A 13,281-nucleotide genomic window follows, 5' to 3' on the forward strand; every position below is an offset into this window, starting at 1 on the left:
TACATCCATGTATGCAAGGCATTAAGTTTACGTCATGGTTATTCTCGGTAACTGCTCCTGCGTTACCCTAATATCCTAAATCCGTGTAGGAACCTGACTAAAATTAATAAGCCCCATAAATTGTTTTTAGACCCATCGAAGAAGCGTTTGAGCAAAATCACTTCATCAACAATGCTTTTTATAAGGGAACGACCATTATTACAAAGCATTGCCTTGAATTGATATCGCTCAAGTGCTCTGAAATAGCCTCTTGATTGGTAACGGGTATAAAACTAATCTTCTACGCGAACACCCCAAACATCATGTTCATCCGCATGAATAATTTGGACCCAAATAAGGTCGCCCGGCTCGGCATCGTAATCGTCAGACAAAAAGACTTTACCGTCTATTTCAGGTGCATCCATGTATGAACGACCGACAATACCTAAGCTGTCTATTTCATCAACAAGAATAAGGTATTCTTGACCAATACGCGCTTGTAATTTTGCAGAGCTTATTCTGGCTTGTACTTCCATAAAGCGTTGTAAGCGTTCTTCCATCACGTCGTCAGAAACATGATCAGGTAACGCGTTTGCCGTAGCGCCTTCAACTGGCGAGTATTTAAAACAACCCACTCGGTCTAGCTGGGCTTCTTCTAAAAAGTCTAACAACTCTTCAAACTCTTCTTCAGTTTCACCCGGAAAACCAACAATAAAAGTTGAACGAATCACTAATTCAGGACAAATTTCACGCCACTTTTTAATACGCTCTAATACACGGTCAGAGCTACCAGGACGCTTCATTAATTTAAGAATACGTTTGTTAGCGTGTTGAAATGGAATATCTAAATAAGGCAGTATTTTACCTTCAGCCATTAATGGAATGATTTTATCTACATGCGGATAAGGATAAACATAATGTAAGCGGATCCAAACGCCCTGCTTCGCTAGCTCTTCACACAATTGTTGCATGTGAGTTTTAACGGGCATGCCATCCCAAAAATCTGTTTTATGCTTAACATCAACACCGTAAGCAGAAGTATCTTGCGAAATAACTAATAACTCTTTAACGCCAGCATTCACTAAACGTTTTGCTTCACCTAATACATCACCCACTGGACGCGAGTCTAAATCACCACGCATCGACGGAATAATACAGAAAGTACAACGGTGGTTACAGCCTTCCGATATTTTTAAATACGCGTAATGCTTAGGCGTTAACTTAACACCTTGAGGCGGCACTAAATCGATAAAGGGATTATGAACAGGCTTAGCAACATGTTGATGAACTTGTGTTAACACTTCGTCGTAAGCATGCGGACCAGTAACACCTAAAACATTAGGATGTAACTCAATAATTTCGTCTTTTTTCGCACCTAAACAACCGGTAACTAACACTTTGCCGTTTTCAGCAAGCGCTTCGCCAATGGTATCAAGCGACTCTTGCACCGCTGAATCAATAAAACCACAGGTATTTACAATCACCATTTCAGCATCAGCGTAAGAGTTAACCACATCGTAACCCTCAGTACGAAGCTGAGTAAGTATACGCTCGCTATCGACTAAGTTTTTAGGGCAACCTAAACTCACAAAACCAATTTTAGCGGCTTTAGCTGGCTGTTGAGCGTTAGCTTGTTCTTCAATCATTTTAGATGGAATGTTTAACGTAGTGGTTTGGCTTTCAGCCGAGTTACTACTTTTTTTAGATGCTTGCGGGTCGAATTGTTCTACGGTCATATTGTGCTCTGTTGCTTTAACTGGCTTTGAACCAATCGGTTAAAGCGTTATAAATAGGTGTTAACAGCCTAAATTAAGGTTTTAAAAAGGCTGTTGTTTAATGCGTGGGATTATACAGCAATGTTTTGTTGGGTGGTAACAATTGCAAATGTTAATAAAAGCAGAATAAAAAGTTAACAGAGGTTTTTCGAACTAATTAAATGTCTATTTCTTTTACAATCTATATTTATTTAAAACACAAAATAAAAAACAACTTATTGATTTTAAATGATTTTTAAAATCCGGCATGTTAAATGCTTAGATTTGTATACAATATAAAAAATCTAATATACATTATTAATTCAATAGAGTTTTAAATGAAGGAAATACTATGTACATAAAATACTTAAAAGCAGCTTTTGCAGGATTAATCTTATCTGTAAGTGGAATTGCAAATGCAAGCATTATAACTTATACAGACTCTCAAACCTTTAGTGGCAATTTGAATTTTCCAAATGTAATTACATTCAATTTTGCAACGCCTACTTTTGCACCTGTAACAGGGGCTACGTTAATAACGACCTCTATGGGCGATTGGTCATACGAAGGAGTTGCAGGAGCATTGAGTTCTTCAGAATCTCTGAGTGTTTCATTAGATGGAAACCTTATATCAAATGACCTTTTCCATTTAAATGCTAATCTTGACGCGTTAAGTCCCACAAAGAACGATAATTCACAAGCTATATTTCAAACCATATTTATACCTCAAGTGTTATTATCTTCCCTTGTCATTGATGGTACATTATCTTTAGTTTATACACCAAGAACAGAGGTGAATGTATCTAGCTCTTCAAGCTTTCTAACTGCTCAGATATCTTATGACTATACCGATGATGTAGCTTCTGTCCCTGAACCTTCTACTCTTGCTATATTCGCATTAGGCATTATGGGTTTAGCATCACGTAAGTTTAAAAAATCATAATCTGATTTCCTAGTATACGAAGCACCATTTATTGGTGCTTTTTTATTGCCTGAAATTCTCTAAACTCTTAAGTGAAGAAAAGCTCAACCGCAAGCGATTGAGCTTTTATTAAATCGTGATTTTATTTAGACATTTTACCCAACGTTAATAGGTATTATTGACTATTCAAATATGTTTCAACCGCTTCTGCTCGACTTTCTGCATGTTCGTTAAGTTGTTCAATCGCTTGATAAAAGTTATTACTACTGTTCAAAAATGAGAATCCTGAAAGTTCTGTAGTCGCATAAGGCTCTACTAATGAGGAGTAATCGCTATATATGCCTTGAATACTATTGGTTTCGAAGGCATCGCCAATAACGTATTGCAGGTAATTGTTGTAGCGTGCTTTATAAGTTTCATCAGCATACAGTTTTGCAATTAACGGCCAACTACTTGATTCAAGGTTAGAGAAATCAAGCGCTAATGAGCCCCCCATTTTTCCGTCTTGTAATGCTTCATTGTTATCCCATGGGATCCATGTAAGTTTTGATGTTTCAGGGTTGTTGTAAAGATAATAGTTATGTGGCATTCGACCATAGGTATCCCAATTTTGAATAATACCCGTTACGGCTAAGTATTTTAAAAACCCATCAACATCAAATACTGCTTCTAAATTAGTTCGCCAAGTTGCTGGATCACTTAATCGTGTTTCATCATGCAGAGCATCAAATAATGCAATAATATCTGACCAGTCTTCGTCATCTTCATTGGTTTTCTTTTCAAAGTTCTCTGTATTAAAGCTACCTTCAACAAAGTTTGCTCCGCCGTCTTCTGGCTTATATAAGTTACCATCATCATTAACAAATTGGGTTTCAAGAACTGTGCTGTCTATTTCTTCAACAAGGGTATATAAACCGAAGTATTCTGGACCATTACCATGGTCAATATATAAAGCGTAAAAGGCGGTATTAGACACGGCTATGCCTGCACGTTTATAAACATCTGCGGCAACTTTTTCACGTAATAGCGATTGATCGTCGTAGTTGTTTTTCAAACTAAATTTTTTAAAACCGTAAAATCGTTGATTGTCTATTTGCGGGTAATCATCTTCAAATTCGTCAAAGTCTAATTTGAATGACAGCTTAAGTATGCCTTGTTGCCAGCTGGTTTGTAATGATGAGTTTCCTTTGAAGCGAATACCTACTCGGTACCATTGCTTATCGTTATAATATACATCTGAAGGAACAAAAATAGGATCTTCATCTTGATCGCTTAATCCGCCAGCGGGGCTTGCTGTACGTTGACCAAATTCACCATACAAGTCTGTCATGTTATCTAACATACTTTGCCAGCGCTCTGGTGTTACCACGAAATCGAAACGTTTAACTTGTGTGTTATCGAATACCTCATCAAAATCTGGATCTGCACTTTTGCTATGAGTAGCATCGGTCCAGTCGGTTGTTTCAAAATCTGTATCTGTAATTTCATTTGAATCATTATCAGAAGGTTCTTCTATAACAATTTCTTCTTCAACTATCTCAGTTTCAGTATTATCACTGCCGCAACCCGATATGATGAAAAATAAGCTTAAGGTAGTTAATAGAAGAAGCTGCTTTAACTTCTGACTTTTGTTATTACTCGATATATGGCTAAACATATAAAAATCCTTACATTATTTTATGTTGCTTTAATTGATAAAATTCTATCGAAATAATGTGCAACAACTGTGTAAGGAATGAGGAAGTTTATTAGATAAGTGTATTTTAGGTGCTTTTATCTAAGTGGTTAATTGTGATTAACTTTTACTATTAACATATTTAGCTTAAAACAAGGAGGGTTTGATGATGCTAAATTTCCGTAGTTATTCCCTTGTAAAAATAATGCTCTACTAAGTAAAACTTAGTGATGAAGTCGCGTTTCATAACAAAACACGACTACTATCCATTCGAATAAATTTGCTTGACACTTTTTAGCTTATATTCCTGATTTTATATTGGCAAAGTACTCATTCCAACTTTGATGTTCTCTACCTGCGGCTTGTTTAAAATGACTCAAATTATTAGCTTTACCCTCACGAATACCCTCATAGATACCTGCAATCACTGTACCCATAAATTCACCTAACTCGCTAATACGTTCCTTACGATACTCTTCTACAGTCATAGACTTAAAGACTAGATCAGTACCAAAAGCAGTATTCATATACTCAGCAAGTTGAGACTGTGTTATCGCTTCGCCGTGCAAGTTGTAAACTTGTCCGTTATGCCGATCTTCAGTCAACATACGGGCATATGCATAAGCTAATTCAGCACGATTTGTGTAACCACATTTACCATTGTCGGCACAATTAAAAATACCTCCAGATTTTTTATAGTTTTCAATATATTCAATATCAGGTTCTATATAAATCCCATTGCGGCCAATAACCCACTCTAGCCCACTTTCTTGTATATCTTTTTCGGTTTGCCTGTTGCTTTGAATAACAGGAGAAAAAGCAGTACCTTCTTCGGCACCTTGTACGCTTGTATAAACAATTTTTTTTACTCCTGCATTTTTAGCAGCCTGAATAACATTGCGGTGTTGTTGAATACGTTTGTCTGGTGCGTCTATGCCAGACACTACTAATAGGGTATCAATCATTTGTAAAGACTGTTCTAATTCATCTGCATTATTGTAATCGCCTGGGCGAATTTCAATACCTAAATGTTCAGCCTTTTCAGGAGTACGCGCAAGGCCAATGACATTATCTTTTGAGATCAAAGCAATACAAGCTTTAATAATTGCAGCTCCGAGTTGTCCACTGGCAGCAGTAACAGCTATCTTCATATTATTAGTCCTTTTGGTTATAAGCTAAACTAACCAGTATTAGCTTTTAAGTGGTGAATTTTCATACCAATATAAATAATCAATTGATCATTTAGACTCGTTTAAAATAGGTCAATTCATTAATGCATTTGGTATAACCTAGATTACATAAAACAATACTAAAATTACCATTATGAATATAGGTTAATATTGCCAATAAAATGGTACAAAGCGAACGGAATGAATAGAGTCTGCTGCTCTTTCTAGCATGACTTTTGTTTAAGTTAACGATTGGAGTTATAAGTCTGCGTATAACTCTAAGGGTAGTCCGTCTGGATCAGAAAAAAAGGTGTATTTTCTGTTAGTGTATTCATCTATACGAATGGGCTCTACAGGTATGTTTTTTGATATGAGGTGAGCTGATGTTGCTTCAACCGAGTCAACACAAAAAGCAAGGTGTCTTAAACCTAAAGCTTCAGGAAAGCTTGGTCGTGCAGGTGAATTGGGAAACGAAAACAACTCAATTTGTCCTCCGTTTGGCAATTTTAAATCAAGCTTAAATGAATCTCGGGCTGCACGATAGTTTTCTGCAATAATTTCTAAACCTAATATTTTGGTATAAAAATGTTTAGATTTCTCGTAGTTAGAACAAATAATCGCTGCATGGTGAATTGATTTAAGCACTTGTATTTCCTAGCTGTTCACCTTTGATTTCAATTTCAACTTTATTTCGACCTAAGTCTTTGGCCCTATAAAGGGCTTTATCTACTCGATGAAATAAACTTTCAATGGTATCGCCTTTACCATATTCAGTTACCCCAAAACTGCAGGTAATAAATAAGTCAGGCTCAATTTCATACTGACTGATCAACATGCGCAATTTTTCGCTCACCATAATGGCATGTTTAAGTGCTCGACAAGGAAGAATGAGCACAAACTCTTCTCCACCCCAGCGTGCAAAAAAATCTATGCCTCGAATATTATCAGATACAAGTTGAGTCATTTTCCTTAAAACATTATCACCTGCTTTATGGCCTAAGGTGTCGTTAACACGTTTAAAAAAGTCGATATCAAAAATAACTAATGCCAGTGGATGGCTATAACGGTCAGCACGTGATATTTCTTTTTTGAGGTCTGCTTCAAATTTCTTACGATTGGCGATGCCTGTTAAAGGATCTGTATTTGAAATACGCTCTACTTCAATCATTTTTTCTTTGAGTTCTTTATTCGCTTTTTCAAGCTCTTCTGCTTTTATTCTGATGATGTTTTCTAAGGTTACATTGCCTGCTTTCAAGAGTTGATTTTTCTTAAAAAGTTCTTCCTGAGCTATTTTTTGTTCGTTAATATCTTGGTGCGCACCAATCATCCGCGCAATAGTTCCGTCTTGATTATACACAATGACTTTTGCTCTATCAGCTATCCATAAATAGCTACCATTAGATTTTTTACAACGATACTCTATTGAATATTGATTGATTTTTCCTGTTGTGACTAATTCAAAGGTAGCCATTACACTTTCATAATCATCAGGATGAATGATGTTTTCCCACGTAAAAACATCTTTATTTAAAATACCAACTTCGTAGCCAAGCATTCGAAACCAGCTAGGGCTTCGTTCAACGTGTCCGGTATTTCGATTCCAATCCCATGTTCCTTCGACGATTATGTCTAAGATGTTATTTAATGTGTTATCTGCATCTTCCGTGACTTGATGTTCATAAGTTTTTATCATAGATGAGATTTTTAAACTTTAAAGATATAAATACAGCATACTATAAAATGATCACCTAAACCGATTCATATGAGCAAATATTTTAACTTCTTATATTTTACATTAAGTTATCAAGTAGTTGTTGGGCGTCTAGCTGTTGTTGTGGATCACCATTGGCCACTACATCTAATAAAATAACTTCAGCATTTTCTTTGTCGTCTATTTCGATATAAACCTTGGCTAGATCTAATTTGGCTTCCATTCCGCTGTCATCATCCCCATCATCTAAATTTAAGTCACCACTAAATTCAGGGAATTCATTTAAACCAACATCAATATTAGTTTTATCGTATGGTTCTTCTAAACTATTACCTTCAAAACTGTCTGATAATAATGAATCTACAGAAATAAAATCTTCTTTCGATGTATTGGTAGACTCATTAAATGCCTGATCAATTAAGTCGTCTCCAATGTCTAATTCCATATCAAAGTCATCACTTAATTCAAACTCTTCAACTTCTCTTGACGCATTTTCTTCTTCTATATTTGACAATAACTCATCAAAATCTAGATTATCTAATTCTTGTATATCTTCTAATTCGTTAGCTTCTGTTGTGGTTACTTTTTCTGTTTCATCATCAGCTAATAGATCGGCTAATACATTACTGTCACTAAAATCCGGCGATAACTCTATTGGCTCATTTGATTCAAAATCATCACTTTCGTTTAATAAATTACTTAACGCAGCTTCATCAAAGTCGCTTTCCATTGCTTTTAATGTTTCTTCATCAATCGCACTTGATGTATCTTCTACTTCTTCAACCTCACTAATTTCATTATTAGATGGCTGAGGGCTTAGCTCATCAATTAAGCTATCAATATCAAGTTCGTCACCAATATCAAGCTCATCATCAAGACCTAATTCATCATTAGTATCAAGTTCGTCACTTTGTTCTTTTTCAGCGTCTGCAATTAATTGGTCTATATCTAATTCATCACTTAAATCATCTGAGCTATCATCTTGCTCTACTACCAAAGCCTCATTTTCAGGTGTATCTTCTTGCGAATGAATATCACTAAAATCAAAGTTTAAGAAAGGTGCAGCACTTTCTTGTGTAAAGTTGTTAATTAAGGCTTTATTATCTGCTTCAGGGTTTGAGTCTGTATCTAAAGACTCTTGTTCTGAAATATCTTTAAGTATTTCATCAACTTCTGAATCTGAATTTAAAAGTTCATCTATGTCATCTGAACTTGATATTTCAATATTTTCTTCTTCAGATAAACTTTCTAAAAATGAATCCAAATCATCTGAATCCTTTAATTCTTCTGACGAACTCGATTGAGATATTTCCTCATCTTCATCTGAAATAGACGCCATTAGCGCGTCTATGTCGTCTGGATCGGTTAAATCGCCCGACATATCTTCTTCTGATTCTGGTGTTGCTTCTGGTTCAGGGCTTGGTTCAAGTGCAGAAACTGACGCCATTAATGCGTCTATGTCGTCTGGATCGGTTAAGTCGCCCGACATATCTTCTTCTGATTCTGGTGTTGCTTCTGGTTTAGGGCTTGGCTCAGATTCAGGTTCAGGTTCAGGCGCAGAAACTGACGCCATTAGTGCGTCTATATCGTCTGGATCGGTCAAGTCGCCCGACATATCTTCTTCTGGCTCAGCTGAAGCTTCTGTTTCAGGACTTGGTTCAGGTTCAGGTGCAGAAACTGACGCCATTAATGCATCTATGTCGTCTGGATCGGTTAAGTCGCCCGACATATCTTCTTCTGGCTCTGGTGTTGCTTCTGGTTCAGGGCTTGACTCTGGCGCAGAAACTGACGCCATTAATGCGTCTATGTCGTCTGGATCTGTTAAATCGCCCGACATGTCTTCTTCTGGCTCTGGTGCTGCTGGCTCAGGGCTTGGCTCTGGCTCTGAAACTGACGCCATTAATGCGTCTATGTCGTCTGGATCAGTTAGGTCGCCCGACATATCTTCTTCTGGCTCTGGTGTTGCTTCTGGTTCAGGGCTTGACTCTGGCGCAGAAACTGACGCCATTAATGCGTCTATGTCGTCTGGATCTGTTAAATCGCCCGACATATCTTCTTCTGACTCTGGTGCTGCTGGCTCAGGGCTTGGATCTGGCTCTGAAACTGACGCCATTAGCCCATCTATGTCGTCTGGATCAGTTAGGTCGCCCGACATATCTTCTTCTGGCTCTGGTGCTGCTTCTGGTTCAGGTTCTGGACTAACAGAGAAATCTTCTAGTTCATCAGTCCCCCCCAGTAGATCATCAATACTATCTTCCTCAGGTTCATCTTCTTTGGAAGACTCTAGAGGATCGTCATCATCAAAACCCGCTAATAAAGCATCTAAATCGTCTTGCCCTAATTCGCCGCCTTCAAGCACTTCTCCAGCTAACGAGATATCTTCTAAGTCATCTATTTCATCATCTAAATGTATTACATCATCGTTAGATAAATCATCAGAAAACAAGTCATCATCACCATCTTCAGCTAAATCGATAGCAAGCTCATCATCTAAAGATAATTCGTCATCTAATGAAAGCTCATCATCCAACGTTAGCTCATCTTCAACTTTTTCCTCAACTGGAGGTTTTTCTTCAGTTTTAACTTCAGCTGGCGGCTCTACTTCTTTGGCAATAACTTTTTCTTCTTCAGGCTCATCTTTTGATTTTCTTTTAAGTAGAAACCAAATAATGCTCCCAACGAGTAAGCCCATGAATATGGCAGAAAGAGTAATATAAAACCAAGCGCTTGCTAAAATTTTTGATATTAAGGTATTATTTTTTTCTTTATTTTCTTGCTCAAGACGTAAGGCTTTTTCTTCTGCAGCATTGGCTTTGTCTATTAAGGCTTGTTGCAAAGCTAACATGTCATCCATTTGAAGCTTAATTTCTTTACTTTTAGCAACTTCATCTTGCATAACATCTAGTTGCTCATTAAATGAAGAAAGTTTATTTCTTAATCCTTCGTTTTCTTTAAGTAAGGCTTGTAAACCGTCAATAGAGTCAAGAACATCTTGTTGAATGGTTGATAAACGTTGAGTTTGATCGTTTCCGAAGGTTTGCAGCTGTTCGTTTATTTCTACTTTAGCAGCATCTAAATCTTTCTTTTTAACTGATAATTCTTCTGGTTTAATAACTTTTTTAGGTTTCGATTTAACAACTTTCTTTTCCCAGTTTTTATCATCATTACTAGATTTTTTTTGAGCGGCTTCTTTATCTACTGATCGCATTTCATCAATAGAAGGAATTTTTAGATAAGCACCTGTAACGAGGTGATTGAAATTATTGTCAACAAACGCTTGGGGGTTGCGCATGTATAAAGACTGCATCACTTGATAAACAGATAAACTGTTTTCAGGCCTTACTTTTAAAGCTATGTTCCATAAAGTATCTTGCGCAGTAATAGGACCATATTGCTCATATCGAAAAACATCTGACGATTTTGGCCCTTTAATACGTATACCTGCTTCTTCAGCCGCAACTGTAGAAGCAGTGAAAACAGTAAACATAATAATCTGCCACAGGCACAGACGTAAAAATTGTTGCATTACAACATTCCTATTTATTATTAATGGAGCCAATAACTTGTCACATAAAGATCAGATAAAACAAAGCAAAGTTTATTCCAACTCATTACATAATACTAGGGGCTGCTCTTTAACTGCCCAGAAATTGCTATAGGGGTATCTAATTTTATCTTTACTATATCGGTAATTTCTTGTTTTTCTATAGTTTTATTTAAGAAATGTAGCATTATTCTCATAAAAAAACCCACTATTAGAAGCTAATAATGGGTTTAAGGTATATCCGATGATAAATTATTAAATTAAGATAAGTGATCTTTTATTAATAGTTCGGCAATTTGAATACTGTTTGTTGCAGCACCTTTACGCGTATTGTCGGCAACAATCCACATGTTTATGCCGCAGTTGTGGCTAATATCTTCACGTACACGACCAACAAATGTAGCATCTTTACCGCTAGCTTCGCCAATTTGAGTTGGGAAGTCTTCATCGTTACGACAAAGTACAACACCTTCAGCTTTTTCTAATAAGTCTTTAACTTCTTCAGCTGAAATAGGTGAGTTAGTTTCAATATGAAGCGCTTCACCATGCCCAAAAAACACTGGAACACGAACAGCAGTAGGATTAACTAGAATATTGTCGTCGCCGAAAATTTTCTTAGTTTCCCAAACCATTTTCATTTCTTCTTTGGTGTAGCCATTTTCTAAAAACACGTCAATTTGTGGAATAACGTTAAACGCTATTTGACGAGAGAAGTTTTTAGACTCAACAGGCTTACCACTTAACAAATCAGCTGTTTGTTTAGCTAACTCGTCCATTGATTCTTTACCGCCACCTGATACAGATTGGTATGTACACACGTTAATACGTGAGATACCCACTGCGTCTTGAATGGGTTTTAATGCAACTAACATTTGAATAGTTGAACAGTTAGGATTAGCAATAATATTACGGTTACGGTATTCACCTAATGCTTGAGGGTTAACTTCAGGCACAATTAGTGGAATATCGTCTTCGTAACGAAACTCTGATGTGTTATCGATTACAATACAACCTGCTTCGCCAGCGATTGGTGCAAATTTAGCTGAGGTAGCGCCACCTGCTGAAAAGAAACCAATTTGTGCTTGGCTAAAGTCAAAGTTATCTGCATTTAAAACTTCAATACTTTCACCTTTAAATTCAATAAATTCACCAGCAGAGCGTGCACTTGCTAATGGGTATAATTTATTAATTGGAAAGTCTCGTTGTTCAAGAATTTCAATAATGGTTTTGCCTACTAAGCCTGTTGCGCCAAGTACGCAAACATCAAATTTCTGTGCCATGGTCCTCTCTCTTTTTTAATTAACTATTTGCTAAAGCCAAGACGATGCGGCACATCTTCATTGGCTTGATGATTCATAGAAACGGTAACTGCCGAAAACTCCCTGCGAGCAGGGTATGTTTTTCGAATGTGATCGAATCCTTTGGTGTTTATTTGCTGGCGAAATATTCCATCATCGCGCCTTACATCGTAAACCATTTTTACTAGCTGGTTTAGTAATATTTCATCAAAGTCTTGTTTTATTTCAACCGCGTTAATTGACGCACTAGGTAATAAGTCTTTAAGTACTTTTTCTACGGGAATATTGAGCTGTTTACATAATGCCTGATAGAGCATTTCTGTGCCACGAGCTTTTCCTTCTAAGCTATAACCAGCAATGTGTGCGCTGGCTATTTCTGCATATTCAATTAACGGATGTAGTAAGTTAGGTTCGCCTTCCCACACATCGAGTATTAATTTAGTTTTCATACCATTTTGTTTAAGAGACAGTAATGCTTTATTGTCTATAACTTCACCACGACAAGCATTTATTAATATTTGCTCATCTGTTAACTGACTTAAGCGATCTGAATTTAATAAATGATAGGTTGGATGCTCGCCGGTTTCTGTAAGCGGTACGTGAAGAGAAATCACATCACAAGCTAGCGCTTCATCTAAGGATACAAAGTTTCTCGTATCATTTGGGTTATCAGCTAACACAGGATCACACATTACATAATTAATACCTAATGCGGTAAGCTTTTCGCTTAACCGAGTACCTGTATTTCCTGCGCCTACAATGCCAACATTAAGTGAAAACAAATCAATTAAATAACGTTCACTCATTACAACTAATGCACTTAACACATATTCAGCCACTGAAATTGCGTTACAACCAGGAGCTGAAGTAAAAAATACATCACGACTTTTTAAATAAGCTTGATCGATGTGATCAACGCCTATAGTTGCAGTACCTACAAATTGCAGTGATTTATTATTAGCCAGTAAAGCTTCATTAACTTTCGTAATAGAGCGCACTAATAAAATATCAGCATTTTCTACCATATCAGCAGTTAGTTCACGCCCTGCAAAGGGGTAAAGAATACCTAAATCGCCAAAAAATTCTTTGGCGAAAGGCATGTTTTCATCGTGGTATATATTCATAATACTTTAAAATGGAATATTTTAGTGTAATAACACTATTTTACCCTACAAAACAAAAAACCACTAAAGCTATCTTTAGTGGTTTTAAATTTAATTACTATTACA

9 protein-coding genes are annotated in these 13,281 nt (G+C 36.7%); 1 reads left to right on the forward strand and 8 read right to left on the reverse strand.

The features are described from left to right. Positions 1 to 272: 272 nt before the first annotated feature. Positions 273 to 1,715, reverse strand: coding sequence for a 30S ribosomal protein S12 methylthiotransferase RimO (gene rimO / locus ACM9HF_RS08290; RefSeq protein WP_473617182.1), 1,443 nt, complete (start codon positions 1,713 to 1,715; stop codon positions 273 to 275). 370 nt (positions 1,716 to 2,085) lie between these two features. Here rimO and ACM9HF_RS08295 point away from each other — a divergent pair, with 370 nt between their 5' ends. Then, complete coding sequence (locus ACM9HF_RS08295) at positions 2,086 to 2,676, forward strand: PEP-CTERM sorting domain-containing protein (RefSeq protein ID WP_473617185.1); 591 nt, start codon at positions 2,086 to 2,088, stop codon at positions 2,674 to 2,676. Positions 2,677 to 2,830: 154 nt separating this feature from the next. Here ACM9HF_RS08295 and ACM9HF_RS08300 read toward each other — a convergent pair whose 3' ends face one another. The 7 genes from ACM9HF_RS08300 to ACM9HF_RS08330 form a co-directional block, all read right to left on the reverse strand. After that, positions 2,831 to 4,312: a CotH kinase family protein gene (locus tag ACM9HF_RS08300; protein WP_473617189.1), complete on the reverse strand. Its 1,482-nt coding sequence runs from the start codon at positions 4,310 to 4,312 to the stop codon at positions 2,831 to 2,833. A 317-nt stretch (positions 4,313 to 4,629) separates the two neighbouring features. Continuing rightward, entirely contained in the window at positions 4,630 to 5,481 is an 852-nt protein-coding gene (locus tag ACM9HF_RS08305; protein WP_473617192.1) for an SDR family oxidoreductase, read from the reverse strand. Positions 5,482 to 5,757: 276 nt separating this feature from the next. Beyond that, positions 5,758 to 6,144 (reverse strand): SMU1112c/YaeR family gloxylase I-like metalloprotein, encoded by a 387-nt coding sequence (gene gloA2, locus ACM9HF_RS08310; protein WP_473617195.1) that lies wholly within the window; start codon positions 6,142 to 6,144, stop codon positions 5,758 to 5,760. Then, positions 6,137 to 7,192 (reverse strand): sensor domain-containing diguanylate cyclase, encoded by a 1,056-nt coding sequence (locus ACM9HF_RS08315; protein WP_473617199.1) that lies wholly within the window; start codon positions 7,190 to 7,192, stop codon positions 6,137 to 6,139. The genes gloA2 and ACM9HF_RS08315 overlap by 8 nt, the downstream gene beginning before the upstream one ends. A gap of 97 nt (positions 7,193 to 7,289) precedes the next feature. Then, positions 7,290 to 10,736, reverse strand: a complete 3,447-nt coding sequence (locus ACM9HF_RS08320) for a FimV/HubP family polar landmark protein (protein WP_473617202.1) — start codon at positions 10,734 to 10,736, stop codon at positions 7,290 to 7,292. A gap of 278 nt (positions 10,737 to 11,014) precedes the next feature. Continuing rightward, on the reverse strand, positions 11,015 to 12,034 hold the full coding sequence (locus tag ACM9HF_RS08325) for an aspartate-semialdehyde dehydrogenase (protein ID WP_473617205.1): 1,020 nt from the start codon (positions 12,032 to 12,034) through the stop codon (positions 11,015 to 11,017). A gap of 23 nt (positions 12,035 to 12,057) precedes the next feature. After that, positions 12,058 to 13,176 (reverse strand): 4-phosphoerythronate dehydrogenase, encoded by a 1,119-nt coding sequence (locus ACM9HF_RS08330; protein ID WP_473617209.1) that lies wholly within the window; start codon positions 13,174 to 13,176, stop codon positions 12,058 to 12,060. Positions 13,177 to 13,281 lie beyond the last annotated feature (105 nt).

Source organism: Colwellia sp. RE-S-Sl-9, from assembly GCF_048296855.1.
GTDB lineage: Bacteria > Pseudomonadota > Gammaproteobacteria > Enterobacterales > Alteromonadaceae > Pseudocolwellia.